Below are 19154 nucleotides of genomic sequence, written 5' to 3'. Positions count from 1 at the left end.
GGAAATGCGCCACTGTTGCCCAGGATGCGACGAACTACGCATTCTGCCAGACATGACGAACGCTCTCGACGATGTCGACTACGACCAGTTGCGCCAGCTCGTCGGTTTGGTCGAGCACGATGAGACCGCCGACCCGTTCCCCGTGAAATCGCTCGATGCCGTCGTGTTCATCTCCGGCAACGCCACCCAGACCGCGTGGTACTACCAGCACGCGTTCGGCATGCGGCTCGTCGCCTACGCCGGGCCGGAGACCGGGCAGCCGGACCACAAGGCGTTCGTGCTGAAGTCGGGTTCCGCGCGCTTCGTCATCACCGGCGGCGTCCGGCCTGATTCGCCGCTGCTCGACCACCACCGCCGCCACGGCGACGGCGTGGTCGACCTCGCGCTCGAAGTGTCCGATGTGGACAAGTGCGTGGCGCACGCGCGGGCCCAGGGCGCCACGGTCCTGGAGGAGCCGCACGACGTCTCCGACGAGCATGGCACCGTGCGCAGGGCCGCGATCGCGACCTACGGCGAGACCCGGCACAGCCTCGTCGACCGCTCCCGCTACACCGGCCCGTACCTGCCCGGCTTCCAGGCGCGGGAGACGCCGCAGCGCAAGCGGCTGTTCCAGGCCGTCGACCACTGCGTCGGCAACGTGGAGCTCGGCAAGATGGACCACTGGGTGGACTGGTACCACCGCGTCATGGGCTTCACGAACATGGCCGAGTTCGTCGGCGACGACATCGCCACCGAGTACTCGGCGCTGATGAGCAAGGTCGTCGCCAACGGCAACCACCGCGTGAAGTTCCCGCTCAACGAGCCCGCGGTGGCGAAGAAGAAGTCGCAGATCGACGAGTACCTGGAGTTCTACGGCGGCGCCGGGTGCCAGCACATCGCGCTGGCCACGAACGACATCGTCGGCACGGTGACCGCGATGCGCGCCGCGGGCGTGGAGTTCCTGGACACCCCGGACTCCTACTACGACGACCCGGAGCTGCGCGCGCGGATCGGCGAGGTGCGGGTGCCGATCGAGACGCTGAAGGAGCACCGGATCCTGGTCGACCGCGACGAGGACGGCTACCTGCTGCAGATCTTCACCAAGCCGGTCGGCGACCGGCCCACCGTGTTCTACGAGCTGATCGAACGGCACGGCTCGCTCGGCTTCGGCAAGGGCAACTTCAAGGCCCTGTTCGAGGCGATCGAGCGCGAGCAGGAGCGCCGCGGCAACCTCTAGCCGACGACGGTGAACCCGGCGCGCTGGAGCTCGGCGTGGACCTCTTCGCAGTGGTCGGGCCCGCGGGTTTCCAGCTTGAGCGCGATCTCGACCTCGCCGAGGGCCAGCGCGCCGGAGATCCGCGAGTGCTCGACGTCCAGGACGTTGGCGCCGAGGTCCCGCACCCGGGACAGCACCGACACCAGCGACCCCGGCCGGTCCGGCACACGCAGCCGCAGCGCCAGGTAACGCCCGCCCGCCGTCATGCCGTGCTGGATTATCTGCAGCAACAGCAACGGGTCCACGTTGCCGCCGGACACCACGGCCACCACCGGCGCCGCGAACTCGCCGGGGTACTGCAGCAACGCCGCCACCGCCGCGGCGCCCGCCGGTTCCACGACCAGCTTGCGGCGCTCCAGGCACAGCAGCACCGCGCGGGACAGCGACTCCTCCGACACCGTGAGGACGTCGTCGACCTTCGCGGCCACGTGCGCGAAGCTCACCGGCCCCGGCTGGCCGACCGCGATCCCGTCGGCCATCGTCTGCATCTCCCGCAGGCGCACCGGGCCACCGGCGGCGAGCGACGGCGGGAACGCGGCCGCGTCCTCGGCCTGCACCGCCACGACCCGCACGTCCGGCCGCGACGCCTTCACCGCGCAGGCCACCCCGGCGACGAGCCCGCCACCGCCGGTCGGCACCAGCACCGTGGCCACCTCCGGCACCTGCTCCAGGATCTCCAGCCCGACGGTGCCCTGCCCGGCGATGATGTCCGCGTGGTCGAAGGGGTGGATGAACACCGCGCCGGTCCGCTCCGCGAACGCGACCGCCTCGGCCAGGGTCTCCTCCAGCACGTCGCCGTGCAGGTGCACGTCCGCGCCGTAGCCGCGGGTGGCGGCCAGCTTGGGCAGCGGCGCGCGCGTCGGCATGAAGACGGTCGACGAGATGCCCAGCAGCGACGCCGCGAGCGCGACACCCTGCGCGTGGTTGCCCGCGCTGGCCGCGACGACCCCGCGGGCCCGCTCCTCGGCGCTCAGGCCGTGCAGGCGGGTGTAGGCGCCGCGGATCTTGAACGAGCCGGTGCGCTGCAGGTTCTCGCACTTCAGGTGGACCGCGCCACCATGCGCCCGCTCCAGATCACGCGCGTGCTCCATCGGCGTGACGCGGATGATCCCCTCGAGCAGCTTCCGCGCCTCGCGGATGCGGTCGACGTCCACCAGATCCATATCCCGGATCATGCCACTCGCACCTCACGGGTTTCGGTACCCTGGGAGCCGGTCAGTACGGCGAATCGGGAGTAGCCATGCCAGCACGGGGTGAAACGGGCGGACGGGTCCGCCGCGCCACGCGTGCGGCCGGCCTGCTGCCGTTGGTCGCGGGCGTCACGTCCGCCCTGGCCCTCACCGGCGCGGCGGTCTACACGGTCGACCGGGCCAACTGCGGCGACCCGGCCCAGTACATCCGGCACGACAACTACGTCGAGCTGGTCGGCGGGTGCGTGAACGGCTCCGACCTGGAGGGCATCCGCACCGGCACCACGGCCGGTGACGCCAAGACGGCCGAGCTGAACAACTACCGGCCCTGACCGACTTCTGGCGCTGACGGGCGGGGAAGCGCCGCGACGCTCCCCCGCCGTCGCCTCTCAGCCCAGGGCCGCGCGCAGGTCGTCGCTCAGGTCGCGGACGTCCTCGATGCCGACGGACAGCCGCAGCAGGTCGTCGGGCACCTGGAGCATCGAGCCGGCCACGCTCGCGTGCGTCATCTGGCCGGGGTGCTCGATCAGCGATTCGATGCCGCCGAGCGACTCGGCCAGGATGAACAGCTCCGTGCGCGCCGCGGTGTCCAGCGCGGCCTGCCTGCCGTCGGCGTGGCGGAACGAGATCATGCCGCCGAAGCGGCGCATCTGCTTGGCCGCCACCTCGTGACCGGCGTGCCCGGGCAGGCCCGGGTAGTACACCTCGGCGACCTTCGGGTGCGCCGACAGCATCTCGGCGATCTGCTCCGCGTTGTCGCAGTGCCGGTCCATGCGCACGGCGAGCGTCTTGAGGCCGCGCAGGGTGAGCCAGGCGTCGAACGGGCCGGGCACCGCGCCCGCCGAGTTGCGCAGGAAGAACAGCTGGTCGCGCAGCTCGTCCTCGTCGGTCAGCACGGCGCCGCCGACGACGTCCGAGTGGCCGCCCAGGTACTTGGTGGTCGAGTGCACGACGATGTCGGCGCCGAGCGCCAGCGGCGTCTGCAGGTACGGCGTGGCGAAGGTGTTGTCGACGACGAGGCGGGCACCGGCGCCGTGGGCGATTTCCGCCAGCACCGCGAGGTCGGCGATGCCGAGCAGCGGGTTGGACGGCGTCTCGCACCAGATCAGCTTCGTCTCCGGGCGGACCGCGGCACGCACTTCGTCCGGGTTCGACAGGTCCGCGACGCCGTACTCGACGCCCCACAGCTTCAGCACCTTGTCGATGAGCCGGAAGGTGCCGCCGTAGGCGTCGTTGCCCAGGACCAGGTGGTCGCCGGGCCGCAGGACGGTGCGCAGCACCGCGTCGGTGGCGGCCATGCCGGAGGCGAACGCCAAGCCGTGCCGCGCGCCCTCGAGCGAGGCCAGGGCCTGCTCCAGCGCGGTGCGCGTCGGGTTCGCGGTGCGGGAGTACTCGTAGTCACCCTCACGGGTGCCCCCGACGCCGTCCTGCGCGTAGGTGGAGGTCTGGTAGATGGGCACGATGACCGCACCTGTCCGCGGGTCAGGCTCCTGACCTGCGTGGATGGCGCGCGTCTCGAAGCCGGAGCGGGAAAGGTCGTGCGTCATTTCCCCAGCCTACGACCAGCCCTGGGTCACCCATCGCCCGGTGGGCGGCAGGCACGCCAGCACCAGCGTGCCGATCGCGGGCACGCACAGCACGCCGACGTAGCCGAGCGGCACGTCGCCGTCGAGGAGGCCGAGGAAGTACACCCCGAACGCGCCGAGCACCAGCACCAGCACGTACACGAAGAGCGCCGCGGCCGCGCCGATGATCGTGGCGACGCGGCCGAACTCCTTGGCCAGCACCAGCCCGACCCCGCCGGTGATGAGCGCCGCGGCGAGCACCAGGTGGGTGGCGAACGTCAGCAGGCTGCGCCCGAGGTCGCCGTCGCCGGCGAGCAGCACCGCGCCACCGGCGACGCCGACCAGGTGGAACAGGCCGCCGAGCAGGGCCAGGACAGCCGCCGTGATGCCGGCGCCGCCGCCGCGCGACGCCGCGGCCGCTTCGGATTGGGACGGAAAGGTCACCACTACCAACTACCAGCCGGGCGGTGCCGCAGGTACCGGAAGGTCCACGGAAGCACCGCGAGGACGAACACGAGCGGGCCGCCGACCACCGCGCCGACCCGCACGAACGCGTCGGCGGGGGCGAAGCGGAACATGGCGGCGAAGAAGTCCCCGAAGTAGCCGGGGTAGAGCAGGACCGGTTCGCAGATCACCGCTGCGACCGCGAGCAGCCCGCCGACCAGCAGCAACACCGCGCCGGCGACCGCGCGGAAGAACGTGGTCAGCGCGCCGGCGAGCAGGACCAGCGCGGCCGCCGAGTAGACGACGAGGACGGTGCGGACCTTGCCGTCCATGCCGGCGAAGCCGTAGTCGACGAAGAACTTCAGCGGCAGGTAAGCCAGCAGGCCGGCCAGCGCCAGCCCGAGCAGGCCGGCGAGGATCGCGGTGGTCCCGCTGGGGCGCGGCTCGTGGCCGTTTCGACTCGTCACAGGGCCCCCGGGGGATCGGTCCGTTCCGGCGCTCACCCTAGCCGCGTTCCCAGCGCGCGGACATCAACTGGGAAAAAGACGATGCCCCCGGCGCGTGCCGGGGGCATCGTCGTCAGATCAGCTGGTCACCACTGCTGGGGCGGCTGACCGGGCTGGCCGTACTGGCCGGGCTGCTGCGGCGGCTGGCCGTACTGACCCGGCTGCTGGCCGAACTGGCCGGGCTGGCCGTAGCCGGGCTGCTGCCCGTACTGGCCAGGCTGGCCGTAACCGGGCTGCTGCTGCGGCTGGCCGTACTGACCGGGCTGGCCGGGCTGCGGGAAGCCGCCGCTCTGCGGGTTCGGCCCGCCGGGCTGACCGTACTGGGGCTGGCCGTGCGGCTGCCCGAACTGACCGGGCTGACCCGGCTGACCCGGCTGCGGGAAGCCACCGCTCTGCGGGCCGCCGAAGCCGCCGGGACCGCCGAAGCTGCCCGGGCCGCCCTGCTGGCCGCCATCGCCGAGGCCGACGAACTGCTTCGTGGCCGGGACCAGGCCGAGCGCACCGATCGCCAGCACCACGATGCCGAAGATCAGGTACATGATCGCCTTGCCGGGCGTGTCCATCTCGCTCGGGAACGCGGTCATGAACAGGATCGCGAACAGCAGGAGGAGGAACCCGCCGACCGCGGTGACGATCGGCGCGATCTTCCTCAGCGAGGCGCTGAGGCGCCCGGCGAGCGCGATCAGCACGCCACCGGCCAGGGCCGCGAGGCCGCCGACCAGGATCATGATCAGGTAGAACCAGACCAGGCCCGGGCTGGGCAGGCCCAGCTGGTCGGCCTGCTCGCTGAACGAGTCGTACGCGTCCGAGTAGTCACTCGCGTCACCGAAGTCGACCAGGACGAAGATGGCCGAGAGCAGACCCAGGAGCGCCGCGACACCGCCGGCGATGTAGCCAAAGAGCTGGTTGTTGCCCGCACCGGCGCCGCCGCCCTGCTGGGGGTAACCCGGCGCGCCGAAGCCCTGCGGCTGGCCGAAGCCACCCGACGGCGGGCCGTAGCCCTGCGGCGGCTGGCCGTACGGGCCCGGCTGCTGCTGCCCGAAACCGGGCTGCTGCTGCTGCCCGAAGCCCTGCTGCCCGAAGCCCTGCTGGGGGTTCACTGCACTGGGGTTGTCCGCGGCGCTCGGCGGCGGCGAGTACGGGATGGCCGGCGGCTGGGAGCCCGGGGGCACCAGCTGCGTGGACTCCGCGCCCGGCTGGTCACCCGGGTTGACCTTCTGCGTGGCGTTCGGGTCCCCACCCGGCTGGACCACCTGGGTCGGCTCCGCGGTCTCGCCGAACGAGCCGCCCTCGGACGGCTGCTGCGACTGGCCGGGCTGCACGACCTGGGTCGGCTCCGAGGAGCCGAACGGGTTGTCTTGCTGCTGTTGGGGACCGCTCGGCGGGCCCTGAGGCGGCTGACCGCCACCCCAAGGCTGGTTGGGCGGCTGCGGAGCGCTCATGTGGGTCTTGAACCCCCTCGAGAGGACTGACAGTGCGTATTCACGTTGATCCGGGTGGGCACACGCTATCGGATACCGGTCATAGACGCTCGTAACGCCCCGACGGTTCCGCGCGATGAAGTCTGGTTCACCGTCCGGCGAGGTACCCCAGCAGGTCGTGCCTGGTGAGCACGCCGGCCGGCTTGCCGTCGACCAGCACCAGCGCGCCGTCCGCGTTGGACAGGGCCTTCATCGCCGCGCCGACGCCCTCGCTGGCGCCGATGGTCGGCAGCGGCGGCGACATGTGCTTGTCCAGCCGGTCGGCGAGCTGGGCCTTCCCGGTGAACAGGGCCTCCAGCAGCTCCCGCTCGTTGACGGCGCCGACCACCTCGGCGGCCATCACCGGCGGCTCGGCGCTGACCACCGGCATCTGGCTGACGTCGAACTCGGACAGGATCGCGACGGCCTCGGCGACCGTCTCGTTCGGGTGGGTGTGGACCAGGTCGGGCAGCGATCCGGTCTTGGCGCGCAGGACGTCGCCGACCGTGGCGCCCGAGGAGTCCGGGGGCAGGAAGCCGTAGCCGGCCATCCACTGGTCGTTGAAGACCTTGCCCAGGTAGCCGCGGCCGCCGTCGGGCAGGAGCACCACGATGACGTCGTCCGGGCCGAGCCGCTCGGCGAGCTTGAGCGCGGCCGCGACGGCCATCCCGCACGAACCGCCGACCAGCAGGCCCTCCTCGAGCGCGAGGCGGCGGGTGACGGCGAAGGACTCGGCGTCGGAGATGGCGATGATCTCGTCGGCGATGCCGCGGTCGTAGGTGTCCGGCCAGAAGTCCTCGCCGACGCCTTCGACCAGGTAGGGGCGCCCGGTGCCGCCGGAGTAGACCGAGCCCTCCGGGTCGGCGCCGACGACCTTGACGCGGCCCTGGGAGGCTTCCTTCAGGTAGCGGCCGGTGCCGGAGATCGTGCCGCCGGTGCCCACACCCGCGACGAAGTGGGTGATCTTCCCGTCGGTCTGCTGCCAGATCTCGGGGCCGGTCGAGTGGTAGTGGCTCTCCGGGTTCTGCTGGTTGGCGTACTGGTTGGGCTTCCAGGCGCCCTCGATCTCCCGCACCAGCCGGTCGGAGACGGAGTAGTAGGAGTCCGGGTGCTCGGGCGGGACGGCGGTCGGGCACACCACGACGCGGGCGCCGTAGGCCTTCAGCACGTTGCGCTTGTCCTCGCTCACCTTGTCCGGGCAGACGAAGACGCACTGGTAGCCCTTGCGCTGGGCGACCATCGCCAGGCCGACGCCGGTGTTGCCGGAGGTCGGCTCCACGATGGTGCCGCCGGGCTTGAGCTCGCCGGAGGCCTCGGCGGCTTCGACCATGCGCAGCGCGATGCGGTCCTTCACGCTGCCGCCCGGGTTGAAGTACTCCACCTTCGCCAGCACGAGCGGCGCCAGGCCCTCGGTGAGGGAGTTCAGCTTGACCAGCGGGGTGTTGCCCACGAGGTCGACGATGTGCTCGACGTAGTCCACGGCCCCACCCTAGACGTGGTACTGGTCGCGTAGGGGTTTGACCGCGCGCTCCCAGGGTGCAGGATGTGGGTAAGCACGCGCTTAGTCCGACCCGAAGGAGTGTCAAGCCATGCCTGAAGCCGTCATCGTCTCCGCGGCGCGTTCGCCGATCGGCCGCGCCGGGAAGGGCTCGCTGGTGAGCATGCGGCCGGACGACCTGGCCGCGCAGATGGTCCGCGCCGCGCTGGACAAGGTGCCGCAGCTGGACCCGAAGGACATCGACGACCTCATGCTCGGCTGCGGCCTGCCCGGCGGCGAGTCGGGCTTCAACATGGGCCGCGCCGTCGCGGTCCAGCTCGGTTACGACCACCTGCCCGGGTGCACCATCACCCGCTACTGCTCCTCCAGCCTGCAGACCACCCGGATGGCGCTGCACGCGATCAAGGCGGGCGAGGGTGACGTGTTCATCTCCGCCGGCGTGGAGACGGTGTCGCGGTTCGCGAAGGGCAGCTCGGACTCCTGGCCCGACACGCACAACCCGCTGTTCGCCGACGCCGAGGCCCGCACCGCGAAGACCGCGGCCGAGGGCAGCGACACCTGGGTCGACCCGCGCGAGAACGGGCAGCTGCCCGACGTCTACATCGCGATGGGCCAGACCGCGGAGAACCTCGCGCGCCTGAAGAACGTCTCCCGCGAGGAGATGGACGAGTTCGGCGTGCGGTCGCAGAACCTGGCGGAGAAGGCCATCGCCGACGGGTTCTGGGCCAAGGACATCACGCCGGTGACCCTGCCCGACGGCACGGTCGTGTCGAAGGACGACGGCCCGCGCGCCGGTGTGACGATCGAGGGCGTGTCCGGCCTGAAGCCGGTGTTCCGCCCCGACGGCCGGGTCACCGCGGGCAACTGCTGCCCGCTCAACGACGGCGCCGCCGCGCTGGTGATCATGTCCGACACCAAGGCGAAGCAGCTGGGCATCACGCCGCTGGCGCGGGTCGTGTCGACCGGCGTGTCCGGCCTGTCGCCGGAGATCATGGGCTACGGCCCGGTCGAGGCGTCGCAGCGCGCGCTGGCCCGCGCCGGGATGTCCATCGGCGACATCGACCTGGTGGAGATCAACGAGGCGTTCGCCGCGCAGGTCATCCCGTCCTACAAGGACCTCGGCATCGACATCGAGCGGCTGAACGTCAACGGCGGCGCGATCGCCGTTGGCCACCCGTTCGGCATGACCGGCGCCCGCATCACCTCGACGCTGATCAACTCGCTGCAGCACCACGACAAGCAGTGGGGCCTGGAGACGATGTGCGTCGGCGGCGGCCAGGGCATGGCGATGGTCATCGAGCGGCTGAGCTGACCCCGCACGCGAAAAGGGGCCCGGCTGCGTGCCGGGCCCCTTCTTCGTGTGCGTGGATCAGGCGCTGGCGCCGTTCTTCGCGACCGCGCACATGGTGGTGGCGGGCTCGGAGTAGGTGACCGCGCCGTCGATCTCCAGGCCCTCGCAGGCGGCCTCGTCGGCCTGGCCGGTGACGACCTTGAGGAACTCGATCTCGGCCGTCGGGTCGGTGCAGGGGACCCGCTTGTAGCCGTCGGTCGAGGACGTCACGTTGGCGAAGCAGTCGCCGTCGTGCGCGTTGATCATCAGGCAGAGCTTGTAGTCGCCGCGGCCGCTGACGCTGTACTCGTCGTAGTCGCCGGTCGGGCAGCTGTCGGACGCGTTGTCCAGCTTGACCGCGATCTTGACGTTCGCGTTCTGGTCGCCGCAGTCCTTCTTCGTCGGCTCGTCGCCGTTGGTCTTGAACTCGGTGATCTGCAGGCAGTCACCGACCGCGGCCGAGGCAGGGGACCCGACGAAGTTGATGATCGCGACGATGCCGACGCCGACCACCACGACGATCGGCAGGACGATCCGCAGCCAGGTGAGCTTGCTCTTCTTGGCGGGCTGGCCGGGCGGCGGGCCGAACGGCTGCCCCGGCGGGGGGCCGAACGCGCCGGGCTGACCGGGCTGCCCCGGCGGCGGGAAGGCGGGCGGGGCGCCCGCGGGCTGCCCGAACTGGCCGGGCTGACCCGGCTGACCCGGCTGGCCGAACTGACCGGACTGGCCCGGCTGCCCGGGCTGGCCCGGCTGCCCGGGCTGGCCCGGCTGGCCGAACGCGCCGGGAGCGCCCTGGTTACCGGCGGGCGGCTGGTTGCCGAAGGGCGTCGGCTGCCCTCCAGGCGCAGCCGGCGGTGGGGGGACGCTCACGCGAACCTCACAAGTGTGAACTGGACAGGAGTCCTCGTATCCAACACTGCGTAGTCAAGGAGACGATCACCGGGCCACCGAAAGGGTGAGCACATAACAAAAGGACACCCGGTTGGTAACCGAGTGTCCTTCTGTTGTCAGACCGAGTCGCTAGTCGTTCTGCAGGTACGACAGCAGGCGCAGGATCTCCAGGTAGAGCCAGACCAGGGTGGTCATCAGGCCGAACGCGGCGAACCACGCCCACTTGGCCGGCATGCCCGCCCGGATCATCTGGTCGGCCGCGTCGAAGTCGAGCAGCAGGCAGAACGCCGCGACGCCGATGACCACGAGGCTGAAGATGATGGCGAGCGCGCCACCGTCCCGCAGGCCCATGTTCACGCCGAAGAGGCCGAGCACGAGGTTGGCCAGCATCAGGATCACGACACCCGCCAGGGCGCCCATCACCCACTTGGTCAGCTTCGGCGTCACCTTCACCGCGCCGGTCTTGTAGACGACCAGCATGCCGATGAACACACCCGCGGTGCCCAGGATCGCCTGCAGGGCGATGCCGGGGTAGAGCATCTCGAAGAGCCCGGTGATCGCACCGAGGAACACACCCTCGGCCGCCGAGTACAGCAGCGTCATCGGGCCGCTCGGCTTCTGCCGGAAGATCATGATCAGCGACAGCACCAGGCCGACGATCATGCCGCCGAGCATCAGCCCGAGCACCGGGCCGAGCGCGTTGGCGTCAGCCTGGCTCTGCGCCCAGATCGCGGCGAGGACACCGGTGATCAGGGCGACGCCGAGGCTCATCCCGGTCTTGATGACGACGTCGTCGACCGTCATGGGACGTTCGGTCGCCGGCGCCTGCTGCGCGCCGTACCCCGACGGCATGCCGTAACCGGGCATGCCCTGGGGCTGGTTGAAGCCTACGTTCGGCCCGTAAGAGCCGTATCCCGCGCTGCCGGTGGGCAGGTTGCGGAACGCTGGGTTGCTTGTGGAACGCACCTGATCCTCCTGGATCTACTGGCACCTGCATCAGGTTCAACGTCGGCAGCGCCCTGCCGGTTCCCGTTCAAGTAAAGGCGACTTTACTCGCGTCCGCTGATCGTTCCGGGGACCCCGTGCACTATGACTGTGGTCACGACGGCCGCGGCGGCGGACAATGCAGCCGGGCGACGACGGCGGAGGGCAGGCACATGACCGGGTATCTGGTGACCGGGGCGACCGGGCTGATCGGGCGCCACTTCACCCCGCTGCTGCTGGCCAGGGCGGAGGTCGACCAGGTGTTCCTGCTGGTCCGCGAGAAGTCGCGGGAGCGGCTGACGGACCTGGTCAACGGCTGGCCGCACCCGGAGAAGGTGACGCTGGTCGACGGCGACATCGGCCGCGAGGACCTCGGCATCGCGGAGGACGTGCGCGCCGGGCTGCGGGGCCGGGTCGACGGTCTGGTCCACCTGGCCGCGCTGTACGACCTGACCGCCGACGACGCGACGAGCGTCAAGGCCAACGTCGAGGGCACCCGCAACGTGCTGGAACTGGCCGCCGACATCCAGGCCGGCTGCCTGCACCACGTGTCGTCGGTGGCCGTGGCCGGCGACCACGAGGGCGTGTTCACCGAGGACATGTTCGACACCGGCCAGCGCCTGCCCACGCCGTACCACCGGACGAAGTTCGAGGCCGAGCGCCTGGTGCGGCAGCAGTCCGAGGTGCCGTGGCGGGTGTACCGGCCCGCGGTCGTGGTGGGTCACTCGCAGACCGGCGAGATGGACAAGATCGACGGCCCGTACTACCTCTTCCCCGCGATCAGCAGGCTCGCCGCGCTGCCGAACCTGCCGCTCGCCGGCCCGGACCTGGGCGACACGAACGTCGTCCCGGTCGACTACGTGGCCAGGGCGCTGCTGGAACTGGTGGTCAAGCCGGGGCTGGACGGGCGGGCGTTCCACCTGGTCAGCCCGGAGCCGCAGTCGGTGATCTGCGTCTACAACGCCTTCGCCCGCGCGGCCGGGGCGCCGACGATCAACGTCGAGCTGGACCGGCGGCTGTCCCGGGGCCTGCTGAAACTGGCCCGGCTGAGCGAGCACGTGCCGGGTGTGACGATCACGCGCGACGCGTTCCTGGAGCGCCTCGGCATCCCGGCCGTGCTGCTGGACACGCTGTCGTTCCCATCGGTCTTCTCCTCGGCCGCGACCCGCAAGGAGCTCGCGGCCAGCGGCGTCGACGTGCCCCGGATCGAGGACTACGCGCCCGCGCTGTGGCGGTACTGGCGCGAGCACCTCGACCCGTTCCGCGCCCGCAAGCACGGGCCGCGAGGCGAGCTGGACGGCCGCCGCGTGATCATCACCGGCGCGTCGTCGGGCATCGGACGGGCGACCGCGTTGAAGGTGGCGGCCGAGGGCGGGGTGCCGCTGCTGGTCGCGCGGCGGGAGCCGGAGCTGGCGGAGGTGCGCGACGAGATCGTCGCCGCGGGCGGCTACGCCTCGATCTACCCGGCCGACCTGACCGACGAGGAGGCCGTGCGCAAGATCGTCGACCAGATGCTGGCCGAGCACGGGCGCATCGACATGCTGGTCAACAACGCGGGCCGGTCGATCCGCCGGTCGATCAAGCTGTCCTACGACCGCTTCCACGACTACGAGCGCGCGATGGCGATCAACTACTTCGGCGCGGTGCGGCTGATCCTCGCGGTGCTGCCGCACATGGCCGAGCGGAAGTTCGGGCACGTGGTCAACGTGTCGTCGATCGGCGTGCAGGGCATCGCGCCGCGGTTCTCCGCGTACGTCGCGTCGAAGGCGGCGCTGGACTACTTCAGCAAGATCGCGGCGACCGAGACCCACGGTGACGGCATCACGTTCACGACCATCCACATGCCACTGGTCCGCACGCCGATGATCCGGCCGACGAAGATCTACGACGCGTTCCCGACGAAGTCGCCGGACCAGGCCGCGGACATGGTGGTGCGCGCGCTGAAGAACCGGCCCAAGCACATCGGCACCCCGGAGGGGTACCTGATCCAAGCGGCGTACACGCTGCTGCCGGGGCTGGTCGACGCCATCGCGTACGAGGGTTACCGCGTCTTCCCCGACTCGACGGCCGCGGGCGGCAGCGGTGAGCTGCGGATCGGGAAGGGCGAGCGGCACCTGTCCCGCGCGGCGAACGCCCTCGTCAAGCTGACCAGGGGTTTCCACTGGTGAGTGACACACCGGGCGTGGCCTGACCGTGTTAACACGCTGTGCGCGGGTACGGTTTTCGCATGGTCTCTGAGCGCGACAGCCTGCTCCCGTTGCGGCGTGAGTACAACCAGGTGTGGCACGGCTTCGACCGCGGCCAGGTGCTGCAGTACCTGGATCACGTCGAGGCGAACCTGCGCCGGGTGATGGCTGATCGCGACAACGCGATGGCCAAGGTGTCCAACCTGTCGCGCGAGCTGGAGGGCGCGCGCGGGGAGATCGCGCGGCTGCGCAACCGGGTCGAGGAGCTGAAGCGGCCGCCGGAGCGGGTCGAGGACCTCGACGAGCGCATGCAGCGCACCGTTGAGCTGGCGGAGATGCGCGCCGAGGAGATCACGTCGCGCGCGCAGGTCGCGGCGGAGGAGCACTGGAGCGCGACGACCGAGCTGTCCGGGAAGCTGCGTGAGCGGTACCAGAAGCTGCTGGCGGAGCTGGACACGCACGGGCAGGCCCTGCAGGCCGAGCACAAGCGGGCGCTGGAGGCGACGAAGGCGGAGGTCGAGCGCCTGACGTCGGAGGCGACACGGCGGCGGACGCAGCTGGACATCGAGGCCGAGCGCAAGCGGCGCACCGTGCAGCACGACTTCGAGCAGTCGATGGCGTCGCAGCGGGCCGCGCTGGAGAAGCACATCGCCGACCAGCAGACGGCGAGCAAGCAGCAGGCCGAGCGGCGCATCGCGGAGGCGACCGCCGAGGCGAAGCGCCTGGTCGACGAGGCCAGCGCGAGGGCCCGCGCGATGGTCGAGGACGCGACCGCGAGGGCGGAAAAGCGCGAACGCGAGGCGCGGCAGCTGGTGGAGCGCCTGACGCGGATCAGCACGGAGGTCGCCGGGCGGCTCCGCAAGACCGACGAGGTGCTGGCCCGCAGCCAGTCGACGCTGGAGCCGCTGCGGGAGGAGTCCGTGGTGGACATGAGCCGCCCGGTGGATGATGCGGGCGACGGCATGAAGACGGTGCCCGCGGTGAAGCCGCCGACGGTGCAGCCGGCGGTGAACTCCGCGGCAGTGCAGACGGCGGTGGTGAAGCCGGTTGGTGGGCCGGGTGCTGGTGGGCCGGGTGCCGGTGGCGCGAGTGCCGGTGGGCCCGGTGCTGGTGGGTCCAGTGCCGGTGGGCCGGGTGCCGGTGGGCCGGGTGCAGGTGGGTCCAGTGCCGGTGGGCCGGGTGCCGGTGGCGCAGCCGCGGGCGCGTCGACGCCGGGTGCCAGTGGCCCCGGTGCCGGTGGCGCGACTGCTGGTGGGTCCAGTGCTGGTGGACCGAGCGCTGGTGGCGCAGCCGCGAGCGCGGCGAAGCCGGGTCCCGGCGGCGCAGCGGCCGGACGCCCGGCAGCGGGACCGGCCGCGGGCGGTCAGGGCGGTTCGGGCACCAACAGCCAGGGCGGCCCGGCCAGTGAAGCTCCGGCAGGCGGCAAGCCCAACCCGCCGAAGGCAGCACCGGCGGCGAAGCCCGGTGGCGGTGCCCGCCCGGTGACGGGCAAGCCGCCCGCGGCTCTCGCCGGCCCGGCCGCCATGGCGGAAGGGCAGCAGCCGCCGAAGCCGCTCGCCAAGCGGCCGCAGTCCACTAAGAAGTAGGCGACCCCAGCCCACTACGAAGTAAAGCCGCCGGAGGCGGTCTCAGCCCCCGTGGGAAGCCGCCCCGCGCAGCCCACCGGAGGCGGCGCCGCACCTCGGCTGCCCGGGCAGCGCGGCGGCTGCACGGACCGCCGGTCCCGTCATCGGCTCGCGCCCACCACTCCAGTTGATCGACGGGCGCCGCCCAGCCCCGCCCGGTCAACACCCGGCTAGGGCAACCGGGGCCAGGGGTTCAGCTCCTCCAGCTGCGCGGCCAGCGCCAGCAGCCTCGCCTCGCCGCCGGGGCTGGTCACCAGCTGCACCCCGATCGGCAGGCCCTTCGGCGTGCGGCCCGCCGGTACGGAGATCGCCGGGTAGCCGGACAGGTTCCACAGGCCCGTGAAGCCCGCCAGGGCCACCGACGGCAGCGCGTTCGCCAGGCACGACCGCCCGTGCCAGGCCGCCGCCTTCGGGGGCATCGTCGCGAGCGTCGGGGTGATCAGCACGTCCTGCCCGGCGAAGAACTCCGCCGCCCGCGCCGTCCAGCGGCGGGCCGTACCAGGTGTCACCAGCCGCCGCGCGGCGCGGCCGATCCGCACGTGCCGCTGCGTCCGCGGCTGCAGCGCGTCGAAGTCCACCTCGGACGCCTGCTCGGCCGGGCCGGCGAACCACCGCTCCAGGATCCCGGCCACCGGCTCCACCCCGTACCGCGGCCGCGCGCGAGACACGCGATGCCCGGACCCCGCCAGCAGGTCCGCCACCCGCTCGACCGCCGCCGTCAGCGGGCGCGGCACCGGCGCGCGCGTCAGCGGCACCTCGGTCGACACCGCGATCCGCAGCCGACCCGGCTCGCGCACCTCGGCGAACTCCGGCCGGCCCGCCAGCACCGACAACAGCAACGCCGCGTCCGCCACCGTCGTCGCCAGGCTGCCATGCGCGGACATCCCGAACCAGCCCTCCTCGGCCAGCACGTCCGCCCCCGGCTTGATGCCCACCAGCCCGCACATCGCCGCGGGCAGCCGGATCGAGCCGAGCCCGTCGGTGCCGTGCGCGACCGGCACCAGTCCCGCCGCCACCGCCGCCGCGCTGCCGCCCGACGAACCGCCCGCCGTGTACTCCGGCGCCCACGGGTTGCGCGTCACGGCCTCGGGCGAGTCGGTCATCGGCCAGATGCACAGCTCCGGCACGCGCGTGATCCCGACGACCACCGCGCCGGCCTCCCGCAGCCGCCGCACCACCAAGTGGTCCGAACCAGCCGGCCGGGCCGTGGCGGTCCCGCGCGTCACGGTCTCGCCCGCGATCCCGGCGACGTCCTTGACCGCGACCGGCACCCCGGCCAGCGGCAGCTCCGCCAGGTCCGGGCGCGAGCGCAGCGCTCCGGCCTCCGCCACCGCCTCGTCCGCCCGCACCCGGCGGAACGCGCCCACCACCCGGTCCGCGGCCTCGATGCCCGCGATCACCCGTTCGGTCTCCCGCACCGGGTCCACCGTTCCGGCCCGCACCGCGTCGGCCAGCTCCTTCGCCGTCACCATGCGAAAACCCTATAGAACAATTCGCGACCCAATTGCCGGTCGCGTGAGCGGCCGATCACGCAGCGATCCGGGTAATGTCGGATTCGTCACGGTTACCGGCGCACGAAACGTGATCGGCGCGTGCACCCACCGTGAGACGACCTGATCAGCGCCATCCTCCGAAAAGGACCCGCGACGGCCGAGGTGGCCAGGACCCCTTGCGCCACAGTTAGAATCGCGTTCGGAACCCCGGTACCTCATCGATAAAGGTGTGAGAGATCACAGAAGGAACAAGCGCGACAGCGCCCGCTACGACCATCCGGAGTAGCCGGCGAGACCATCCAGCGGAATAGAACCCGCGGAACGCTTCGGCATTCCCCGGACTCGCCAAGGATCTGCGCGGCCCGTCGGTCGGGACGTAACGAGATCATATAGCGGGACGACAATATCCGCGCGGCTGACAATGCCCCCGACCCCTCACCGGAGAGGCGGCGAGCGCGGACGGAACGTGAAGTTGACTCATACTTGTCCGGGCTGGTTCACTCTCCCGGTCGCAGAACCCACCGCGGTTCCTGTGCGCAGCGTCAACTCGGGTCCGGGGGCCGAGGCCATCACATCGAGTTGCGGGAAGGCTCTTCAGAGCGTTGAAAAAGGTATTCGGAACACGTAGGCGGCGTGCTTCGATCCGGTCGAGGGTGCTCGCGATCGCGATCGTGCCCAGTGTCGCCCTGCTGCTCGCCGGCGTGGCGCTCGCGGGCTACCTGGTCGTGCAGGCGGTGAACGCCCGCGAATTCGCGACGAAGGTCCACGACTCGGCCGAGCCCGGCGCCCTCTTCTTCGGCGCGGTGCGCGCGGAGCGCGTGCTGACCCTGCGCACGCTGGCGAGCAACGGCGCGCCCGGCGCGGATCTGATCCAGGCCCGCGCGAAGCTGGACACCACGGCCGCGCGGATGGCCACCGTGCTGCAGGACATGGTCGACGACGCGCCGGACTCGGTGCGCCAGAGCATCGCCAAGACCAGCGCGAACTTCGCCCAGCTGCCGGAGCTGCGCCAGCGCGTCGACAGCAGGCAGGCGTCGCCGCTGGAGGCCTACGCCTTCTACAACCGCATCATCGACGAGTTCGCCACCGGTCTGAACGGCGTCGCCGAGGGCGCGCCGGACGCGCAGACCGCGTTCCTCCGCGTCACCGCGATGCCGCTGTTCACCGCGGCCGACGCGATGTCCCGCGGTGACGCGCTGGCGGCCGCCGGCATCGCCGGCCGCGGTCTGTCCGAGGAGGAGTTCCGCACCTACATCAGCCAGGTCGGCGCCTACCACGCCGAGCTGGAGGTCGCCGCGCCGCAGATGATCCCGTCGGTGCGCGCCAAGTACGAGGCGCTGCTGGCGAGCCCGGCGTGGGACACGCTGAGCATCGTTGAAAACGCTTTCCTCCGCGGCAACCAGGACTCGCTCCCGGTGCCCGAGGCGCAGTGGCGCGACGCCGCGACCCAGGTCGGGAACGCGCTGATGGGCCTCTACATCGAGCAGAGCTCCAACGCCACGAACGTCGGCCTGGAAAGCGGTGACCGGACGCTGGTCACCTCGATCATCGCCGGCGCCGCCGCGCTGATCGTCTCCTTCGCGGTGTTCTTCTTCGCCTGGCGCCTGTCCAACCGCCTGATCCAGCGCCTCGGCCGGCTCCGCGAGGAGACCCTGGAGGCCGCCGAGACGCAGCTGCCGCAGCTGGTCGAGCGGGTCCGCACCGGCGAGGCCGTCGACCTCGACACCGAGGTCGCGCTGCTGGACCACGGCGACGACGAGATCGGCCAGGTCGCCGACGCGTTCAACAAGGCGCAGCAGACCGCCATCGCGGCCGCGGTCGACGAGGCCAAGACCCGTGAGGGCACCAAGAAGGTCTTCCTCAACATCGCGCACCGCAGCCAGGTGCTGGTGCACCGGCAGCTCAAGGCGCTCGACGAGGCCGAGCGCAAGCAGGAGGACCCGGACCAGCTGGACATGCTGTTCCGCCTGGACCACCTGTCCACCCGCGCCCGCCGCAACGCGGAGAACCTGATCATCCTCGGCGGCGAGCGGCCGGGACGGCAGTGGCGCAACCCCGTCGCGCTGGCCGACCTGATCCGCGGCGCCACCGGCGAGACCGAGGACTACGCGCGCGTCACCGTCGGCAAGCTGCCGAACGTCGCGGTCGCCGGCCCGGTCGTCGCCGACCTCGTGCACCTGCTCGCCGAGCTGCTCGACAACGCCACCTCGTTCTCGCCGCCGAACTCGCGGGTCGAGGTGTTCGGCGACGTCGTCGGCAAGGGCGTGGTCATCGAGATCGAGGACCAGGGTCTGGGCATCGAGCCGGAGCAGGCCGAGGAACTGAACGCGATGCTGCGGGAACCGCCGGACTTCAGCGTCATGGCGCTGTCCGCGGAACCGCGCCTCGGCTTGTTCGTGGTCGCGCGGCTGGCGTCCCGGCACGGGATTTCGGTGACCCTGCGCGAATCCGCCTACGGTGGCACGCGGGCAATCGTGCTCGTGCGGTCCGAGCTGCTGGCTCCGGTGCCGCAGCCGGAGGACGGGCAGCAGCCCGAGGAGGCGCTGGTCCCGGCGCAGAGCGTGCCGTCGCACCGCTGGCCGGAGGAGGCCGACACCGCACCCGAGCCGGCCGGCACCAACGGGCACCGCGAGGAGCCTCCGGCGCGGGTGGATCTGTTCCGCGCCAACGTTCCGGCCGCCCCGCCGGAACCGCCGCCCGCCCCGCCGCAGCAGCCCGCGCCGTCGC

At 71.6% G+C, this 19154-nt stretch carries 15 protein-coding genes; 6 read left to right on the top strand and 9 right to left on the bottom strand.

The window, feature by feature from the left end; translation table 11 throughout:
- Window positions 1-52: 52 nt before the first annotated feature.
- Window positions 53-1216: a 4-hydroxyphenylpyruvate dioxygenase gene (hppD, locus tag ABZ193_RS04885; RefSeq protein ID WP_237336096.1), complete on the top strand. Its 1164-nt coding sequence runs from the start codon at window positions 53-55 to the stop codon at window positions 1214-1216.
- Here the strand turns inward: hppD and ilvA are convergent.
- Window positions 1213-2418 (bottom strand): threonine ammonia-lyase, encoded by a 1206-nt coding sequence (gene ilvA, locus ABZ193_RS04880; RefSeq protein ID WP_237336156.1) that lies wholly within the window; start codon window positions 2416-2418, stop codon window positions 1213-1215. The genes hppD and ilvA overlap by 4 nt on opposite strands.
- A gap of 77 nt (window positions 2419-2495) precedes the next feature.
- On the opposite strand from ilvA, the gene ABZ193_RS04875 reads away from it, so the two are divergent.
- Window positions 2496-2777 (top strand): hypothetical protein, encoded by a 282-nt coding sequence (locus tag ABZ193_RS04875; protein ID WP_020421491.1) that lies wholly within the window; start codon window positions 2496-2498, stop codon window positions 2775-2777.
- Between the two features lie 57 nt (window positions 2778-2834).
- Here ABZ193_RS04875 and ABZ193_RS04870 read toward each other — a convergent pair whose 3' ends face one another.
- From ABZ193_RS04870 to ABZ193_RS04850, 5 genes are all read right to left on the bottom strand, one after another.
- The gene (locus tag ABZ193_RS04870) at window positions 2835-3992 is read right to left on the bottom strand and encodes a cystathionine gamma-synthase (RefSeq protein WP_020421492.1); all 1158 of its coding nucleotides are present in this window, start codon (window positions 3990-3992) and stop codon (window positions 2835-2837) included.
- 9 nt (window positions 3993-4001) lie between these two features.
- Window positions 4002-4454: a hypothetical protein gene (locus ABZ193_RS04865; protein ID WP_235716252.1), complete on the bottom strand. Its 453-nt coding sequence runs from the start codon at window positions 4452-4454 to the stop codon at window positions 4002-4004.
- Window positions 4455-4456: 2 nt separating this feature from the next.
- Window positions 4457-4921 (bottom strand): hypothetical protein, encoded by a 465-nt coding sequence (locus tag ABZ193_RS04860; RefSeq protein ID WP_237336097.1) that lies wholly within the window; start codon window positions 4919-4921, stop codon window positions 4457-4459.
- Between the two features lie 125 nt (window positions 4922-5046).
- Window positions 5047-6402, bottom strand: coding sequence for a hypothetical protein (locus ABZ193_RS04855; RefSeq protein WP_272882380.1), 1356 nt, complete (start codon window positions 6400-6402; stop codon window positions 5047-5049).
- Between the two features lie 127 nt (window positions 6403-6529).
- The gene (locus ABZ193_RS04850) at window positions 6530-7900 is read right to left on the bottom strand and encodes a cystathionine beta-synthase (protein ID WP_020421496.1); all 1371 of its coding nucleotides are present in this window, start codon (window positions 7898-7900) and stop codon (window positions 6530-6532) included.
- Window positions 7901-8009: 109 nt separating this feature from the next.
- Here ABZ193_RS04850 and ABZ193_RS04845 point away from each other — a divergent pair, with 109 nt between their 5' ends.
- Window positions 8010-9230 carry an acetyl-CoA C-acetyltransferase gene (locus tag ABZ193_RS04845; RefSeq protein ID WP_020421497.1) on the top strand — a complete coding sequence of 407 codons (1221 nt, stop codon included), beginning with the start codon at window positions 8010-8012 and terminating at the stop codon, window positions 9228-9230.
- A gap of 57 nt (window positions 9231-9287) precedes the next feature.
- On the opposite strand, the gene ABZ193_RS04840 is transcribed toward ABZ193_RS04845, so the two are convergent.
- Both ABZ193_RS04840 and ABZ193_RS04835 read right to left on the bottom strand, forming a co-directional pair.
- Complete coding sequence (locus ABZ193_RS04840; protein ID WP_354708963.1) at window positions 9288-10118, bottom strand: hypothetical protein; 831 nt, start codon at window positions 10116-10118, stop codon at window positions 9288-9290.
- 150 nt (window positions 10119-10268) lie between these two features.
- On the bottom strand, window positions 10269-11105 hold the full coding sequence (locus tag ABZ193_RS04835) for a Bax inhibitor-1/YccA family protein (protein ID WP_027936367.1): 837 nt from the start codon (window positions 11103-11105) through the stop codon (window positions 10269-10271).
- Window positions 11106-11296: 191 nt separating this feature from the next.
- On the opposite strand from ABZ193_RS04835, the gene ABZ193_RS04830 reads away from it, so the two are divergent.
- On the top strand, window positions 11297-13291 hold the full coding sequence (locus tag ABZ193_RS04830; RefSeq protein WP_237336099.1) for an SDR family oxidoreductase: 1995 nt from the start codon (window positions 11297-11299) through the stop codon (window positions 13289-13291).
- A gap of 59 nt (window positions 13292-13350) precedes the next feature.
- Window positions 13351-14895, top strand: coding sequence for a cell division protein DivIVA (locus ABZ193_RS04825; protein ID WP_354708961.1), 1545 nt, complete (start codon window positions 13351-13353; stop codon window positions 14893-14895).
- 209 nt (window positions 14896-15104) lie between these two features.
- Here the strand turns inward: ABZ193_RS04825 and ABZ193_RS04820 are convergent, their stop codons facing one another.
- Window positions 15105-16406, bottom strand: a complete 1302-nt coding sequence (locus tag ABZ193_RS04820) for an amidase family protein (protein ID WP_237336101.1) — start codon at window positions 16404-16406, stop codon at window positions 15105-15107.
- Window positions 16407-17080: 674 nt separating this feature from the next.
- Here ABZ193_RS04820 and ABZ193_RS04815 point away from each other — a divergent pair.
- On the top strand, window positions 17081-19154 hold a 2074-nt coding region (locus tag ABZ193_RS04815; protein ID WP_354708960.1), incomplete at its 3' end, for a nitrate- and nitrite sensing domain-containing protein.

This window comes from Amycolatopsis sp. NPDC006125 (assembly GCF_040614195.1).
GTDB classification, from domain to species: Bacteria; Actinomycetota; Actinomycetes; order Mycobacteriales; family Pseudonocardiaceae; genus Amycolatopsis_E; species Amycolatopsis_E tucumanensis.
The sequence above is the reverse complement of the archived record's forward strand: the minus strand, read 5'-3'. Positions and strand labels throughout refer to the sequence as shown.

Coding starts and splice junctions, on each gene's coding strand:
- hppD (WP_237336096.1), top strand. CDS start 53: ATGACGAACGCTCTCGACGATGTCGACTACGACCAGTTGCGCCAGCTC.
- ilvA (WP_237336156.1), bottom strand. CDS start 2,418: ATGGATCTGGTGGACGTCGACCGCATCCGCGAGGCGCGGAAGCTGCTC.
- ABZ193_RS04875 (WP_020421491.1), top strand. CDS start 2,496: ATGCCAGCACGGGGTGAAACGGGCGGACGGGTCCGCCGCGCCACGCGT.
- ABZ193_RS04870 (WP_020421492.1), bottom strand. CDS start 3,992: ATGACGCACGACCTTTCCCGCTCCGGCTTCGAGACGCGCGCCATCCAC.
- ABZ193_RS04855 (WP_272882380.1), bottom strand. CDS start 6,402: ATGAGCGCTCCGCAGCCGCCCAACCAGCCTTGGGGTGGCGGTCAGCCG.
- ABZ193_RS04845 (WP_020421497.1), top strand. CDS start 8,010: ATGCCTGAAGCCGTCATCGTCTCCGCGGCGCGTTCGCCGATCGGCCGC.
- ABZ193_RS04830 (WP_237336099.1), top strand. CDS start 11,297: ATGACCGGGTATCTGGTGACCGGGGCGACCGGGCTGATCGGGCGCCAC.
- ABZ193_RS04825 (WP_354708961.1), top strand. CDS start 13,351: ATGGTCTCTGAGCGCGACAGCCTGCTCCCGTTGCGGCGTGAGTACAAC.
- ABZ193_RS04820 (WP_237336101.1), bottom strand. CDS start 16,406: ATGGTGACGGCGAAGGAGCTGGCCGACGCGGTGCGGGCCGGAACGGTG.